The 15,767-nt window shown below is 58.8% G+C and carries 16 protein-coding genes and 1 tRNA gene; 12 read left to right on the top strand and 5 right to left on the bottom strand.

From position 1 onward, the window contains the following. The first annotated feature begins 85 nt into the window (after nucleotides 1-85). From K6117_RS00425 to K6117_RS00410, 4 genes are all read left to right on the top strand, one after another. Nucleotides 86-289 carry a hypothetical protein gene (locus K6117_RS00425; protein WP_221791817.1) on the top strand — a complete coding sequence of 68 codons (204 nt, stop codon included), beginning with the start codon at nucleotides 86-88 and terminating at the stop codon, nucleotides 287-289. Then, on the top strand, nucleotides 289-630 hold the full coding sequence (locus K6117_RS00420) for a cell division protein ZapA (protein WP_221791816.1): 342 nt from the start codon (nucleotides 289-291) through the stop codon (nucleotides 628-630). Before K6117_RS00425 ends, K6117_RS00420 begins: the two co-directional genes overlap by 1 nt. A gap of 221 nt (nucleotides 631-851) precedes the next feature. Beyond that, nucleotides 852-1,430, top strand: coding sequence for a 5-formyltetrahydrofolate cyclo-ligase (locus K6117_RS00415; protein ID WP_221791815.1), 579 nt, complete (start codon nucleotides 852-854; stop codon nucleotides 1,428-1,430). Further along, complete coding sequence (locus K6117_RS00410; protein ID WP_221791814.1) at nucleotides 1,427-1,633, top strand: DUF2842 domain-containing protein; 207 nt, start codon at nucleotides 1,427-1,429, stop codon at nucleotides 1,631-1,633. Before K6117_RS00415 ends, K6117_RS00410 begins: the two co-directional genes overlap by 4 nt. Before the next feature lie 136 nt (nucleotides 1,634-1,769). On the opposite strand, the gene K6117_RS00405 is transcribed toward K6117_RS00410, so the two are convergent. Then, nucleotides 1,770-1,846: transfer RNA gene (locus K6117_RS00405), tRNA-Asp, on the bottom strand. A 217-nt stretch (nucleotides 1,847-2,063) separates the two neighbouring features. Here K6117_RS00405 and K6117_RS00400 point away from each other — a divergent pair. Next, a complete protein-coding gene (locus K6117_RS00400; protein ID WP_221791813.1) occupies nucleotides 2,064-3,845 on the top strand; it encodes an aminopeptidase P family protein in 1,782 nt (593 codons plus the stop codon). 28 nt (nucleotides 3,846-3,873) lie between these two features. After that, the gene (locus K6117_RS00395) at nucleotides 3,874-4,470 is read left to right on the top strand and encodes a glutathione peroxidase (protein ID WP_221791812.1); all 597 of its coding nucleotides are present in this window, start codon (nucleotides 3,874-3,876) and stop codon (nucleotides 4,468-4,470) included. 1 nt (nucleotide 4,471) lies between these two features. Here the strand turns inward: K6117_RS00395 and K6117_RS00390 are convergent, their stop codons facing one another. Together K6117_RS00390 and typA are read right to left on the bottom strand one after the other, a co-directional pair. After that, nucleotides 4,472-5,356 carry an EamA family transporter gene (locus K6117_RS00390; RefSeq protein WP_221791811.1) on the bottom strand — a complete coding sequence of 295 codons (885 nt, stop codon included), beginning with the start codon at nucleotides 5,354-5,356 and terminating at the stop codon, nucleotides 4,472-4,474. Nucleotides 5,357-5,528: 172 nt separating this feature from the next. Next, complete coding sequence (gene typA / locus K6117_RS00385) at nucleotides 5,529-7,349, bottom strand: translational GTPase TypA (RefSeq protein ID WP_221791810.1); 1,821 nt, start codon at nucleotides 7,347-7,349, stop codon at nucleotides 5,529-5,531. A 171-nt stretch (nucleotides 7,350-7,520) separates the two neighbouring features. Here typA and K6117_RS00380 point away from each other — a divergent pair, with 171 nt between their 5' ends. Next, nucleotides 7,521-8,201, top strand: a complete 681-nt coding sequence (locus K6117_RS00380) for a DUF3800 domain-containing protein (RefSeq protein WP_221791809.1) — start codon at nucleotides 7,521-7,523, stop codon at nucleotides 8,199-8,201. Nucleotide 8,202: 1 nt separating this feature from the next. Here K6117_RS00380 and rnd read toward each other — a convergent pair whose 3' ends face one another. After that, nucleotides 8,203-9,372 (bottom strand): ribonuclease D, encoded by a 1,170-nt coding sequence (rnd, locus tag K6117_RS00375; protein WP_221791808.1) that lies wholly within the window; start codon nucleotides 9,370-9,372, stop codon nucleotides 8,203-8,205. A 107-nt stretch (nucleotides 9,373-9,479) separates the two neighbouring features. Here rnd and aspS point away from each other — a divergent pair, with 107 nt between their 5' ends. Next, nucleotides 9,480-11,258, top strand: coding sequence for an aspartate--tRNA ligase (gene aspS / locus K6117_RS00370; protein WP_221791807.1), 1,779 nt, complete (start codon nucleotides 9,480-9,482; stop codon nucleotides 11,256-11,258). A gap of 186 nt (nucleotides 11,259-11,444) precedes the next feature. Then, nucleotides 11,445-12,233 carry a polyphosphate kinase 2 family protein gene (locus K6117_RS00365; protein ID WP_221791806.1) on the top strand — a complete coding sequence of 263 codons (789 nt, stop codon included), beginning with the start codon at nucleotides 11,445-11,447 and terminating at the stop codon, nucleotides 12,231-12,233. A gap of 9 nt (nucleotides 12,234-12,242) precedes the next feature. On the opposite strand, the gene K6117_RS00360 is transcribed toward K6117_RS00365, so the two are convergent. Further along, complete coding sequence (locus K6117_RS00360) at nucleotides 12,243-12,380, bottom strand: hypothetical protein (RefSeq protein WP_221791805.1); 138 nt, start codon at nucleotides 12,378-12,380, stop codon at nucleotides 12,243-12,245. A gap of 344 nt (nucleotides 12,381-12,724) precedes the next feature. On the opposite strand from K6117_RS00360, the gene K6117_RS00355 reads away from it, so the two are divergent. The 3 genes from K6117_RS00355 (at nucleotide 12,725) to K6117_RS00345 (ending at nucleotide 15,765) form a co-directional block, all read left to right on the top strand. Further along, on the top strand, nucleotides 12,725-13,279 hold the full coding sequence (locus K6117_RS00355; protein WP_221791804.1) for a F0F1 ATP synthase subunit delta: 555 nt from the start codon (nucleotides 12,725-12,727) through the stop codon (nucleotides 13,277-13,279). A 2-nt stretch (nucleotides 13,280-13,281) separates the two neighbouring features. After that, the gene (gene atpA, locus K6117_RS00350) at nucleotides 13,282-14,811 is read left to right on the top strand and encodes a F0F1 ATP synthase subunit alpha (protein ID WP_221791803.1); all 1,530 of its coding nucleotides are present in this window, start codon (nucleotides 13,282-13,284) and stop codon (nucleotides 14,809-14,811) included. A gap of 78 nt (nucleotides 14,812-14,889) precedes the next feature. After that, the gene (locus K6117_RS00345) at nucleotides 14,890-15,765 is read left to right on the top strand and encodes a F0F1 ATP synthase subunit gamma (RefSeq protein ID WP_221791802.1); all 876 of its coding nucleotides are present in this window, start codon (nucleotides 14,890-14,892) and stop codon (nucleotides 15,763-15,765) included. The last annotated feature ends 2 nt before the right edge of the window (nucleotides 15,766-15,767 follow it).

The raw sequence follows: 15,767 nt of genomic DNA, 5'->3' as shown, positions 1-15,767 counted from the left end.
AACCATAAGGAAGGTTGGGGAGCAAGCTATGCCATAAAGGCCGGTCGGCCTTTGCATTCATCACCCAAGTCGTTAAGGCCGTTTCATGCCCGATGCTTTGACCCGAATTCACGCCGCGCTGGACCGTATTGAGGCCAGCCTCAATCGCCCCAAGCCCGCAACCCCGCCTGCGCCGAATGTCGAAGAAATCCTTGCGCCTCTGGCCGCACGGCATGAACAATTGCGCGCCAATGTCGCCGTCGCGATTGCAGAACTTGATCTGCTCTTGCAACTCAAGGGCGCAAACTGATGGCAAGCGTTACCCTTGATGTCGCCGGTCGGCGCTATACCATCGGCTGCCAACCGGGCGATGAAAAACGCTTGACCGAACTCGGCCAGATGATCGACGACAAGGCAAAGAAATCGCTCGAAATTCTGGGCGGCGACACCACCGAGGCGCGTCGCTTATTATTTGCCGGATTGTTGCTGGCGGATGCGCTGACGGATGCACAGGCCGCGCTTGCCGATCAGGGCGCGACTTTGGCCCCGGCCCCCACACCGACTGCCGCCCCTGCCCCAAATCAGGCCGCGCTTGATGCGCTTGCCGCGCGGCTGGAACGGCTCGCGGATAAACTTGAGCAACAGCCCTAGGCCGTGTATAGAAAGCAAGACGGGTGCTGCCCGGCACGAGCTTTAGCGATTATCCCTGAGGCGATTCACTTCCTAAGGGGGCTGTCCCTGCGCAGGTCTTGGCCTGTATCACATGGTCCCCACCTGATGCTTTTGGCGTCAGAGGATATTCAAGCAAACGACCACGGCGGCTCCGTCACCTTATCCGCAGCACAACTCTCTCATGCCGTGCAAGGCCTCGCATGACGGCTCTCGACCCCAAAACACCCCTCAGACGCGAATTACGCGCAAAGCGCCGGGCGTTTGCGCAGTCCCTCTCCCCTCAGGCACGAGAGGCTGCTGAACAGCACCTCGCCAATAGACTGCGCCCGTTGTGGCACCCCGGCCTTAAGGTCGTGGCCTATATCCCGGCGGGCGGTGAAATCAGCCCCTTGCCCTGCCTGATCGACGCGCACGAAATGGGCGCGACCACCGGGCTGGGTTGGATCGCCGACGCGCCGGAGACCATGGTCTTTCGGCACTGGCAGCCTAATGATGAATTGATCGACGGCCCGTTGGGCGTGCGCCAGCCCGGCGATGATGCGCCCATCATCACGCCCGACATCATCCTCACCCCATTGGTCGGCTTTGACGATACGGGTAATCGGCTGGGGCAAGGTGGCGGATTTTACGACCGGATTTTTGCGCGTTACCCCGATGCCAAAAGGATCGGGCTTGCGTGGTCGGTCCAGCGGTGCGAGAGCCTGCCCATCGACCCTTGGGACCAGCCATTGCACGCGATTATCACGGAAGCTGGCATGATCGGAGAATTGACCCCATGAAACCTAGCTGGCGCAAACCCGCAGGCATGTTCATCATCCTTGGCCTGATCACGCTGCTGGCATGGCTGGTCGGCAGCTTTGCCTCCATCATCGGTGGCTGGCATTGGGCGCTGCAGATACCGGTCTATCTGGTCGCCGGAATCATCTGGATCATGCCGTTGAAACCACTTTTGCGCTGGATGGAAACTGGTCGATGGTCCTGAGGGATCATCGATGAAAATTTAAGCCCGAAACAAGGTCCATCGCCCGCAACAGTGCCTGAATTTCAGCGCTTGATATCCGGAGAATTTTTGGGAGGTTTGTCAGCTAATCTGCTGATAACGCCACCCTTTTAAAGGGTGGCGCGAGTGACGGGACTCGAACCCGCGACCTCCGGCGTGACAGGCCGGCGCTCTAACCAACTGAGCTACACCCGCATGCTTTGCATTGCGTGGAGCGGCAATTAGGGGGGTCGACCCGGACTGTCAAGCGACCAAATGCAGGAAAGTTTCAACAAAGCACTTTCTCTTGCCGCTTCAGCCCCAAATGACGGCGCGGCCTTGATGCGATCCGTCGATTTTCCAAAGGTTAAGGCTGACGCCGCCCCTCCCTTTGCCTATATCATCTGTCAGCAAGATGACCGAAAGATGTACCATGACCGATGATGCCGACCGCCTGACCCAATTGCGGCGCGAGCTTGCCGCCCGCCAACTCGATGGATTCGTCATTCCATTGAGCGACGAGCATATGAGCGAATATGTCGGCGGCTATGCCCAAAGGCTGGCGTGGCTGACAGGCTTTGGCGGATCGGCAGGCACGGCGGTGGTGCTGGCGGACAAGGCGGCGATCTTTATCGACGGGCGCTACACATTGCAGGTGCGCGATCAGGTGGACGGCGCTTTTTGGTCCTATCAATCGGTGCCGGAAACCAATGTCGCCGATTATCTCAAGGCCAATGCGCCAATGGGTGCGAAGATCGGCTATGATGCATGGCTGCACAGCAAATCATGGGTGCAATCAGCCACCAGCGCCCTTGCAACACGCAACGCGACCCTGATTGCGGTGCCGAGCAACCCTGTGGACACCATATGGGCCGACCGCCCCGCCCCCTCAAATGCCGTGATCGAGCCGCATCCAGATCATCTGGCGGGCCAATCCGCCAGTGACAAGCGCAACGCCATCGCGACATGGCTGGCTGACAAGCAAGCGGATGTCGCGATCCTGACGGCGCTTGATTCGATTGCATGGGCATTCAACATCCGTGGCCGCGATGTCGAGCGCACGCCGGTCGCCCTCGCCTTTGCGATGATCTGGGCGGATGAGACGGCAGACCTGTTCATAGCCCCTGACAAGCTCACAGACGACATACGCACCCATCTTGGCGCTGAGGTCCGCCTCCACCCCTATGCGGGCTTCAGTGACGCCCTGAGCTGGCTGGCGGGCAAGACGGTGGCCGTAGACCCTGATCGCGCCGTGGCGGGCATCTACAACCAGTTGCAAGCGGCGGGTGCCAACATCATCGAATCACGCGATCCCGTCATCTTGCCCAAGGCGATCAAGAACGCCGCCGAAATATCCGGCACCAAAGCAGCACATCGCCGCGACGGGGCGGCGCTCAGTCGATTCCTGCACTGGTTGTCGGTCGAAGGGCCAAAGGGCCAGCAGACCGAAATGTCCGCATCCGACCGGCTAGAGGCGTTCAGGCAGGAGACGGGCGAATTGGTCGATCTCAGCTTCGATACGATTTCCGGCGCAGGCCCGAATGGCGCGATTGTCCATTATCGCGTGAGCGAGACTACCAATCGCCCGATTGCATGCGGCACGCTCTATCTCGTCGATAGCGGCGGGCAATATCGCGACGGCACCACCGATGTCACCCGCACCATCGCCATCGGGCCGGTGGATGCGGAAATGAAACGCCGCTTCACCCTTGTCCTCAAGGGCCATATCGCCCTCGCCCGCGCCCGCTTCCCCAAAGGCACGCGCGGCAGCCAGTTGGATGTACTGGCCCGGCAATATCTCTGGGCCGAGGGCTTGGACTATGCCCATGGTACCGGCCATGGCGTCGGTAGCTTCCTGTCGGTCCATGAAGGGCCGCAACGCATCGCGACCGGCGGCGGGGTGGATGAACCGCTGGCCCCCGGCATGATCGTCTCCAACGAACCCGGCTATTACAAGACCAATGGCTATGGCATCCGCATCGAAAACCTGGTGCTGGTGACGCCAGACCAACGCGCGGGCGAGGAAAAGGACATGCTCGCATTCGACACCCTCACCCTCGCCCCGATTGATCGTCATGCGATTGAGCCATCATTGCTGAACGATCAAGAACGCCAATGGCTCAACCATTATCATGCGCGGGTGTTGACGGAATTGGGACCGGTGCTGGATGGTGACGCGCGGGTCTGGCTGGCCGGAGCCTGCGCGCCGCTGTAAAAACCTGAACAAGCGATGGGAGAACGACATGTCGAATAAGGTCTATTACGCCCTTGCCGCGCTCGCCCTTGCCGGGGGCATCGGCGGCGCTGTTTGGGCGAAGTTGCGCCCGGCACCCACGCCGACCTTGCCCGCTGCCGACCACATGACGGCATGGGATTTCAACCTTGTCGCGATTGATGGCACGCCGATGCCGATGCGCCAATTCAAGAATAAGGTCGTGCTGCTCGTCAACACCGCGAGTTTCTGCGGCTATACCCCGCAATATGATGGGCTGCAAAAGCTCCACCTCGCCTATCAGGCCAAGGGCTTCACCGTCATCGGCGTGCCGTCCGGCAATTTCCTCGATCAGGAATATACATCCAACAAGGACATCTCGAAATTCTGCAAGGCCAAGTTCGGGATTCGTTTCCCATTGGCGGAACGCGGTGATGTGGTGGGGCCAAAAGCGATCCCGATCTATCGCTGGGCCGCAAGCATCTTAGGCGCGGACAATACGCCGCGCTGGAATTTCCACAAATATCTGATTGGCCGCGATGGCCGCCTGATCCGCGCCTTTGGCACCAAGATCGAACCCATGTCGCCCGATATCGTGCAGGCCGTGGAACAGGCGCTGGGTAAATAATTTACGCCCCTCGCCGCGTCACCAATGGCCACAACACGCCCAGCATCAGCCCGCCCATCACCAGCGCGGCGGCAATCAGTTTCCAGCCCGGCATCGGCTCATGCAGCACCAGCGCCGAAGTCGCCATGCCGAACACCGGTACCATCAACGCCAAGGGTGCGATGGAGGCGGCGGGATAACGCGACAAGAGCCACGCCCAAACGACATAGCCGAACAACGTATTGCCCAAGGTCTGCCATATCAGCCCCAACCAACCGACCAACGTGGCATGGCTCAGGCTATGGACGATGGCCACAGGTCCATCAACCCAATAGGAAATGGCGAATAAGGGCGGAAAGGCAAACAGGCTCGCCCAGACGACATAAGCAATCATATCGACCCGCCCTGCCGCGCGGGACATCATATTGCCCATCGCCCAACACATCGCCGCCGCCACCGCCAGCATCAGCCCAAAGGGCGTGGTGAAGCCATCATGCTGGGATAAAATGACGCCAAGGCCAGACAGTGACAGCAAAACCGCCACCCATTGCATCTTGGCGATGCGTTCATGGTTGAACACTGCCGCCGCCGCCATCGTGAACAGCACCTGCATCTGCAACACCACCGATGCGATACCGGGACTGATATGGCCATTCAGCGCAAAAAACAGCAGCCCGAACTGCCCCAGCCCAATCAACAACCCATAAGTGGCGAGATTGGACCAAGGCACATTCGGGCGCTTGAAGAATAATGCCGCAGGCAAAAAGGCGATGAAAAACCGCAGGCCTGCGAATAAAAAGGGCGGAAAATCCGCCAGCGCCAATTTCGCCACCGTGAAATTGGAGCCCCAGATAGCCATGATCACAACAGCGAGCAGCAAATGCCGCACCGGAACTGCTGCGTTCATGGCTTATCCTTTAGATACAGAGTGATTTCGAGTGAAATGGAACATTTCACGGCTCGGAAATCACGGTATCGAATAAGTGATTGCGAGTGAAATAGAATATTTCACGGCTCGACAATAACGGCAACCAAAAGAAAATAGGGTCGGTCACCATGTGACCGACCCTATTATTTCGTTAGGCAGCAGCCTTCGAACGGCTGGCGCGCTTGCGCTCGTTCGGATCGAGGTGACGCTTACGCAGGCGAATGGACTTTGGCGTAACTTCGACCAGCTCATCGTCATCGATATAGGCAATTGCCTGTTCCAGCGTCATCCGACGCGGCGGGGTCAGACGAATGGCATCGTCCTTACCGCCCGATGCGCGGAAGTTGGTCAACTGCTTCGACTTCATCGGGTTGACTTCAAGGTCGTCCGTCTTGGCGTTTTCGCCGACGATCATGCCTTCATACAAGGCTTCGCCCGGTGCGACCATCAAGATGCCGCGTTCTTCCAGAGGGCCGAGCGCATAGGCATTTGCCTCGCCCGCACCGTTGGAGATCAGCACGCCATTTTTGCGGCCTTCAATCGTGCCCTTATACGGACCGTATTTTTCGAACAGACGGTTCATGATCCCGGTGCCGCGCGTGTCGGACAGGAATTCGCCATGATAGCCGATAAGGCCGCGCGACGGAGCCGAGAAGGTGATGCGAGTCTTGCCGCCGCCCGATGGGCGCATGTCAGTCAATTCCGCCTTACGGATAGCCATCTTTTCAACGACGGTGCCCGAATATTCTTCGTCCACGTCGATCACGACGGTTTCATAAGGCTCTTCCTTGCCGTTCGGGCCTTCGGTGAACAAAACGCGCGGACGCGAAATGCCGAGTTCAAAGCCTTCGCGACGCATGGTTTCGATCAACACGCCGAGCTGAAGTTCACCGCGACCGGCGACTTCAAAGCTGTCCTTGTCATCGCTTTCCGTGACCTTGATCGCGACATTGCTTTCGGATTCGCGGAACAAACGGTCGCGGATCATGCGGCTCGTCACCTTGGTGCCTTCACGACCGGCCATCGGCGAATCGTTCACGGCAAAACGCATCGACAGCGTCGGCGGATCAATCGGCTGCGCCTGAAGCGGTTCCGACACGCTGGTATCAGCGACGGTGTTCGCCACAGTGGCGACCGACAGACCGGCGATAGAGATGATGTCGCCAGCACGGGCTTCATCCACCGGCACGCGTTCCAGACCACGGAAGGCCAGGATCTTCGAGGCGCGGCCCTGTTCGACGACATTGCCATCGCTATCGAGCGCATGCACCGCCATGTTGGTCTTGACCGTGCCAGAGGCAACGAGACCCGTCAGGATGCGGCCCAGGAAGTTATCGCGATCCAACAGGGTCACGAGGAACTTGAACGGCGCATCGACATCGACCTTGGGCGCAGGCACATGGCTGACGATGGTTTCGAACATCGGGGTCAACGTACCCGAACGTGCGGCATGATCGAGCGAGGCATAGCCATTGCGGCCCGATGCGAACAAGACCGGGAAATCGAGCTGTTCGTCGGTGGCTTCCAACGACACGAACAGGTCGAACACTTCGTCCAGCACTTCTTGAATGCGTTCGTCCGGACGGTCGACCTTGTTGACGACGACGATTGGCTTCAGGCCCAAGGCCAGCGCCTTACCGGTCACGAACTTCGTCTGCGGCATCGCGCCTTCCGACGAATCGACCAGCAGGATCACGCCATCGACCATCGACAGGATGCGCTCCACTTCGCCGCCGAAGTCGGCGTGGCCTGGCGTATCAACGATGTTGATGCGCGTGCCTTCCCATTCGATCGAGGTGCATTTGGCAAGAATGGTGATCCCGCGTTCTTTTTCGAGATCGTTAGAGTCCATCGCGCGCTCTTCGATCCGCTGATTGTCGCGGAAGGTGCCGGACTGCCGGAAAAGCTGGTCAACGAGAGTAGTTTTGCCATGATCGACGTGGGCGATGATGGCGATATTGCGCAGCGACATGAAACGAACCTTATTGCATTGAGAGGATAAGCGATCCGTCTTGCCAGCCGGGAGCGCTTCTTTGGCCGCGCCCCTACCCCATTTTGTGCATTGCGGCAACCGTTGTCTTTTAATGAATCCGCCCAGCAACAGCCGTTGCGTTTTGTTTATGCGCCCGGCAATAGCCTTTACATGCCCATTTATTGTGACGAGAGCGGTGGTGTTTCAGCGGGCGTGATGACGCTCGCCGCCGTATACATGTCGGAAAGCAACAGCGAAAAACTGCTGGCGCGTTTCCGCACCGTCACCGGCCTGCATGGCGAGTTGAAAGGGAGCCGCATCGATTATACCGAGCGCGGCTTATTTTATGAATTATTTGATCGCTTTGATGCGTATGGAATCATCGCCACCATCGATTTGCGCGGCCCGGAACGTATGGGGCTGGTGCAGCCGGAACAGGATTACGGGGTCTATGCCGAACTGATGGCCCGCGCCGTCAGCTCTCAATTATCCAATCCAGACCGCCGCGACACCGTTATTGTCGATGAGGGCCGCTATAATTACCAGACGCTGGAACTGGTACGCAGCGGGATCAATGCGCTGCTACGACAATCGGACGGTGCGTCGGGTCATCAGACCCAATTTATCGCCCAATTTGCCGACAGCCGTCGCTCTCCCGGCGTGCAGATTGCCGATGTCGTCGCCAACACCTTTTACAATCTAATGGTCGGCGGGCATCGCGGCGGCTGGATGGAGCGGATCGTCTCCCCGTTCAGGGAATTGGATCGGGTAGAGACCGTCCATATCAATCCGCACAAGATGGTCGCCCGCTGGAATCGCCAGCATGAGGACCACAGCAGCGTGAAAGCCTAATTCAATCCTTGGTGCGCGTCAGTTTCAACCGGCCATTCAGCACGCCAAAGGCCAAGCGCCCCTCGACCAGATCCAGCGCATCATTGCCGAATTGCTCAAACCGCCAATCCTCCAGAATCGCCAACCCCTCGCGTACCCCGGCGGCGAGCAGTTCCAATTCATCCGACCGGGCGATCAGTCGCGCGGCGACCCCCGACTCCTTCGCGCGAATCTTGAGCAACAGTTTCAGCAAATCGGCGATCAACGCGCCATCCTTGCCAAGGCCGGGCTTGCGATCATCGCGCATCGGCATTTCGTCGGCCTGTAACGGCGCGGCATTGCGGATCGCGTCCATTAGCCGTCCGCCAATGTCATTGCCCGCCCAAGTCGCGCTCAAGCCACGGACCCGCGCCAGATCGCGCTGCTCGCGCGGCGGATGGCCCGCGATATCGGCCAGGGTCTCATCCTTCACGATGCGACCGCGCGGCAGATTCTTGTTCATCGCCTCGCGCTCGCGCCATGCAGCCAGTGATTTCAACCGGCCCAGCACATCGGCCTTGCGGCTTGGCGCCTTGATCCGCTGCCATGCCTGATCGGGGATGGTGACATAACCTGCCGGGTCGGCCAGGCGCTCCATTTCATTATCGAGCCAGCCGCCGCGCCCCAATTTCCGCAATTGTTCGAGCATCTTCGGGAACAAGGTCGCGAGATGAGTCACATCGCCAATCGCATAATCGATCTGGCGGGCATCGAGCGGACGCCGCGCCCAATCGGTGAATCGCGCCCCTTTATCGAGGCTAATTCCCAGCATCGACTCCACCAGATTGCCGTAACCGATCTGATCGCCCATCCCCAATGCCATCGCCGCAATCTGCGTATCGAACAACGGATAGGGCGTCTTGCCGGTCAGATTGACAATTATTTCGAGATCCTGACCGCCGGCATGAAATACCTTCAGCACATCCTCATTATCGACCATTAATTCCAGCAAAGGCGCGAGATCCAGCCCCTGCGCCTTGGGATCGATGGCCGCCGCCTCTTGATGGTCCCCGATCTGAATCAGGCACAAATCCGGCCAATAGGTGTTCTCCCGCATAAATTCGGTGTCGACCGTGATGAACGGAGATTGGGCCAGCCGTCCGCACAGGGCAGCAAGCGTATCGGTATCTGTAATGAGCGGGTGAATCTTCATGGCTTTTGCGCATAGCGTGCAATGCAGCGCTTGACAAAGCCGGGTTGGATGGTGTGACGCATCCGCTCATTTTTTTGCCATGCTCTTGATCAGGAAGTGAGCTGTCCATGCACGCCTATCGTACCCATCATTGCGCGGAACTGCGGCCCGAACATGTCGGCCAGACGGTCCGCCTGTCCGGCTGGGTCCATCGTCGCCGCGACCATGGGAATCTCGTGTTCGTCGATTTGCGCGACCATTACGGCCTTACCCAGATCGTGACCGATGTCGATTCGGAAGCCTTTAAGGCCATCGAACGCGTCCGCGCCGAATCTGTCATCACCGTCACCGGCGTTGTGGTTGCCCGTGGCCCGGAAGCGACGAACCCGAATCTCGCGACCGGCGGGATTGAAATCAGCGCCCAAGACGTGATCATCCAGTCGGCAGCGGCGGAATTGCCGATGCCGGTGGCGGGCGAAGCGGAATATCCTGAAGATATCCGCCTGCGCTATCGCTATCTCGATCTGCGTCGCGAACGGTTGCACAATAATATCGTGCTGCGCTCAAACGTGATTTCGTCGGTGCGCCGCCGGATGATCGATCAGGGCTTCACCGAATTCCAGACCCCGATCCTGACCGCCTCATCCCCCGAAGGCGCGCGCGATTATCTGGTGCCAAGCCGCGTCCATCCGGGCAAATTCTATGCGCTGCCGCAGGCGCCGCAGATGTTCAAGCAGCTACTGATGGTCGCGGGCTTTGATCGCTATTTCCAGATCGCGCCTTGCTTCCGCGATGAAGACGCCCGCGCCGACCGTTCGCCGGGTGAGTTTTACCAGCTCGATTTCGAAATGAGCTTCGTCACTCAGGACGATGTGTTCAACGCGATTGAGCCGGTGCTGCATGGCATTTTCGAAGAATTCGCCAATGGCCGCACCGTCAGCCCGCTACCGTTCAAGCGTATTCCCTATCGCGAATCGATGCTGAAATATGGCTGTGACAAGCCGGACCTGCGCAACCCGATCCTGATTTCCGATGTCGGCAGCCATTTTGTCGGCTCCGGCTTCGGCCTGTTTTCGAAGATCGTCGATGGCGGCGGCGTGGTCCGCGCGATCCCGGCACCGGGTGCGGGCAAGCACAGCCGCAAATTCTTCGACGATATGAACGATTGGGCGCGGTCGCAGGGCTTTGCCGGCCTTGGCTATATCAACATCAAGGATGGCGTCCCCGGTGGTCCCATCGCCAAGAATCATGGCGAGGAAGCCACCGCCAAGCTCATCGCCGAACTCGGCCTTGGGCCGGATGATGGCGTATTCTTCGCCGCTGGCAAGGAAAGCGACGCCGCCAAGCTCGCAGGCGCGGCGCGGACGCGCCTCGGCGAATTGCTCGAACTGATTGACCTCAATCATTTCGAATTCTGCTGGATCGTCGACTTCCCGATGTATGAATATGACGAGGACGCGAAAAAGGTCGACTTCTCGCATAACCCCTTCTCGATGCCGCAGGGCGGGATGGACGCGCTCCTCCACAAGGACCCGCTCGATATTCTCGCCTATCAATATGACATTGTCTGCAACGGCATCGAATTGTCGTCGGGCGCGATCCGCAACCATCTGCCGGAAATCATGTACAAGGCGTTTGAAATCGCCGGATACAGCCAGCAGGATGTCGACACCAATTTTGCGGGCATGATCAATGCCTTCAAATTCGGCGCACCGCCGCATGGCGGCTCGGCACCGGGGATCGATCGCATGGTGATGCTGCTCGCCAATGAACCGAACATCCGCGAAGTCATCGTATTCCCGATGAACCAAAAGGCGGAAGATCTGATGATGGGTGCGCCAAACTTCGCCACGCTGAAGCAATTGCGCGAACTCAACATCCGGGTCATCGAACAGACCAAGGGTTAATGGCTTATAGAGGGGCCGGGTTGCAGATCGTGCCCGGCCCCTCACTTCTGGTTCCCTTAATCACCAGTGATCTGGTGATATTGGATTCGGTCCGTATCCTGAAACATGGTTACCGGCGGATAACCAACTTGACCGGCCATCTCCATGCCCCCTATCCCATTGGCCTCGGTCAAAAAGGGATGATGAATGACCATCAAGCTTGCGGATTATGACGCGGAAGAATCGTTCAAGGGCGATTATTTCACCGACCTTGTCGCTCTTCAGAACCGTCTCGCACGCATTCAGGCTGCGCATATCATGCATGGCCGTCGTTCCGTCATTGTCTTTGAAGGCTGGGATGCCTCGGGCAAAGGCGGCATTATCCAGCGCCTGACCGGCGAATGGGACCCTCGCTATTTTCAGGTTTGGCCGATTGGTGCGCCAACGACCGAAGAAAAAGACCGTCATTTCCTGTGGCGCTTCTGGCGGCGCTTGCCCGGCAGCCGCTCCATCGCGATTTTTGATCGCAGCTGGTATGGCCGGGTCACGGTCGAACGTGTCGAGGGCTTCGCGACAGAGGCCCAATGGCGTCGTGCCTATGACGAGATCAACGAATTCGAGGCGCAGCAAATCGAAGCCGGCACCACGATCATCAAGATCTTCGCCCATATTACACAGGCCACACAGGACAAACGCCTGAAAGAGCGCATGGAAAATCCGTGGAAGCGCTGGAAAACCGGCACCGAAGACTATCGCAACCGCGCGCGGCGCAATGATTATCTCGCGGCCTATAAGGATATGTTTCACCACACCGACACCCGTTGGGCGCCGTGGCAGGTGATCAACGCCAATAACAAGAAGCAGGCCCGGCTTTCCGCGTTGCTCTATATTGCGGATCGATTGGAAGCCGCCGTGCCGATGCAACCCCTGCCCGCCGATCCGGCATTGGTCGAACTTGCCGAACAGGAATTGGGGGTCAAGCTCGATCTGGAGTGATCGGGCGCATCACTCTTGCGACTCTGGACCCTTATCGTCGGCGCGGGCCTGTGCCTTGCGACGGCGGAGATTTTCCCGCAGCGCTGCCGCCAGTCTTTCAGCCTTGGCCTGTTCAACCTGCAATTGTTCAGGCGTCCTCTTCGCCATCCCCTTGTCCCTTTATATCATGATCATCGCGGCATCGCCGACAGCGGCTAATGCGGTCTAACGAGTCGGGCAAGCCGTTAGCACTTCCACCCGGCAGGTAACGCGCAACAGCCTGACGCGCATCAACTGCACCCTGCGGAAAAAACATCGCTCATTCACACGTGTTTTAACGCATAACCGGCATCAAAGATCGATCCTCGCGACATCAAGTGCAATGGGTATCTTGCAATGGCGAACCACCTTTGCTAACCGCGCGGCGACCCGGACTTGTGGGGGGCGATTTTTCGCCCTTTTTTAACATGAGTTATACCTTTCGGGCCTAATTCAAGGGAGTGAACAGGCGCGTGGAAAATTCCAGCGGCATTCAGGTCAGTCTTGCCGGGCGTTACGCCAAGGCATTATTTGATCTCGCAGTCGAAAAAGACGCGATCAGCGACGTGGCAGCCAGCCTGTCGAGCATCGCATCCGCCCTCGTAGAGTCGGCTGATCTGCGTGATCTGACGACCAATCCGATGGTTTCGCGCAGCGATGCCGCCAAGGTTGTCGCCAAGCTCGGCGCCAAGATGAAGCTGGATGGCCTGACCATCAACTTCCTCGGCGTACTCGCCCAAAATCGCCGCCTTGGCGAAGTGAGTGCGATGATCCGGGCGTTTGAAGCGCTCGCCGCCTCCCATCGTGGCGAAGTGACTGCCGAGGTCACCTCCGCACACAAGCTTACCGCCACCCAGACGAAGGCGATCAAGGCCAAGCTGAAGGCTCAGCTCAACCGTGACGTCATTGTAAATGCTTCCATCGACCCTGCCCTGCTGGGCGGCCTTGTTGTCAAGGTCGGCAGCAAGATGATCGACGGGTCGATCCGCACCCAACTCAACACCCTCGCCACCGCGATGAAAGGCTGAACATGGACATCCGCGCCGCAGAAATTTCGAAGGTCATCAAGGACCAGATCGCCAGCTTCGGCACCGAAGCGCAGGTTTCCGAAGTCGGCTCCGTGCTGTCGGTCGGTGACGGTATCGCTCGTATTCATGGTCTGGACAATGTCCAGGCTGGTGAAATGGTCGAATTCGCCAATGGCATCAAGGGTATGGCCCTCAACCTCGAAGCTGACAATGTCGGCGTCGTGATCTTCGGTTCCGACTCTGAAATTCGCGAAGGCGATGTCGTCAAGCGGACCGGCACCATCGTGGACGTGCCGGTCGGCAAGGGCCTGCTCGGCCGCGTCGTGGACGGTCTTGGCAACCCGATCGACGGCAAGGGCCCGATCGTCAGCGATCAGCGCAGCCGCGTCGAAGTCAAGGCGCCGGGCATTATCCCGCGTAAGTCAGTGCATGAACCAGTGCAGACCGGTCTCAAGGCGCTTGACGCGCTCGTGCCCGTAGGCCGCGGCCAGCGCGAATTGATCATCGGTGACCGTCAGACCGGCAAGACCGCCGTCGCGATCGACACCTTCATCAACCAGAAGAACATCAACAAGGGTGATGACGACAAGCAGAAGCTGTTCTGCATCTATGTCGCCATCGGCCAGAAGCGTTCGACGGTTGCCCAGATCGTGCGTCAGCTCGAAGAAAATGGCGCGATGGAATATACCATCGTTGTTGCCGCCACCGCGTCGGAACCGGCACCGTTGCAGTATCTTGCACCGTATACCGGCGTCGCCATGGGCGAATATTTCCGCGACAACGGCATGCATGCCGTGATCGTGTATGACGATCTTTCCAAGCAGGCCGTGGCTTATCGTCAGATGTCGCTGCTGCTGCGTCGTCCGCCGGGCCGTGAAGCCTATCCGGGTGACGTGTTCTATCTCCACAGCCGTCTGCTGGAACGCGCTGCAAAGTTGAACGATGCCAATGGCAATGGTTCGTTGACCGCACTGCCGATCATCGAAACTCAGGCTGGCGACGTGTCGGCCTATATTCCGACCAACGTGATTTCGATCACCGACGGTCAGATCTTCCTCGAAACCGACCTGTTCTATCAGGGCATTCGTCCGGCTATCAACGTCGGTCTGTCGGTGAGCCGCGTTGGTTCCGCCGCCCAGACCAAGGCGATGAAGAAGGTGTCCGGCTCGATCAAGCTGGAACTGGCGCAGTATCGCGAAATGGCTGCGTTCGCGCAGTTCGGTTCGGATCTTGATGCCTCGACCCAGAAGCTGCTCAACCGCGGTGCGCGTCTGACCGAATTGCTGAAGCAGAAACAGTTCTCGCCGCTGCCGTTCGAAGAGCAGACCTGCTCGATCTTCGCTGGCACCAACGGCTTCCTCGACAAGATCGCCGTGTCCGACGTGACCCGCTTTGAAGAAGCCATGCTGGCCGATTTGCGCGCCAACCACGCCGATGTCCTGAAGGGCATTCGTGACAGCCGCGACTTTGGCGATGACAGCAAGAAGGCGCTGGTTGCAGCGCTCGAAAGCTTCTCGAAGACGTTCGCATAAACATCATCGTCACCCCGGATCTGATGGTCCGGGGTCAATGGCAGCCGGGATTGCCCGGCGCATTGAAAGAGGGATTAAATGGCTAGCCTCAAGGCGCTCAAAATCCGGATCAACTCGGTCAAATCGACCCAGAAGATCACCAAGGCGATGAAAATGGTCGCCGCCGCTAAGCTGCGTCGCGCGCAGGAAGCGGCGGAAGCCGGTCGCCCCTATGCCGAACGCATGGAAGCCGTCATGGCCAGCCTCGCCTCCAAGGTGACGGTTGGGCCGCAGGCTTCCAAGCTGCTCGCTGGCACGGGCAAGCAGGACGTACATTTGTTCGTGGTGGCAACGTCCGACAAGGGCCTTGCCGGTGCGTTCAACACCAATATCGTCCGTCTCGCCCGCAAGCAGGCACTGGAACTTCAGGCCGCTGGCAAGACCGTCAAATTCTACTGCATCGGCCGTAAGGGTCGCGACCAGATCAACCGCTATTTCCGCGGTCAGGTCGTGCATTCGGTTGAACCGGGCGATTTGGGCAAGCAGGTGTTCGCTAATGCCGGCACCGTTGCGCAGGATCTGATCGCGCGCTTTGAAGCGGGTGAATTCGATATCGCGCATCTGTTCTATTCCAAGTTCGTCAGCGTCCTGACGCAGGAACCGACCCAGCAGCAGATCATCCCGGTCCCGCTGCCGGAAAGCGGTGCTGTTACTGGCGCGGCCCCGGTCGAATATGAACCGAGCGAGGAAGAAATCCTCTATACCCTGCTCCCGCGCAACGTGGCGGTGCAATTGTTCCGTGCCACGCTGGAAAACGCGGCTTCGGAACAGGGCTCGAAGATGACGGCGATGGATAATGCCACCCGCAACGCAGGTGACATGATCAACAAGCTGACCATCCAGTACAACCGTAGCCGTCAGGCCGCGATCACTACCGAACTCGTCGAAATCATCTCGGGCGCTGAAGCCCTTTAAGC

Source organism: Alteraquisediminimonas sediminicola (genome assembly GCF_019740335.1).
GTDB classification, from domain to species: domain Bacteria; phylum Pseudomonadota; class Alphaproteobacteria; order Sphingomonadales; family Sphingomonadaceae; genus Alteraquisediminimonas; species Alteraquisediminimonas sediminicola.
This window is presented reverse-complemented; position numbering and strand designations above follow the sequence as displayed.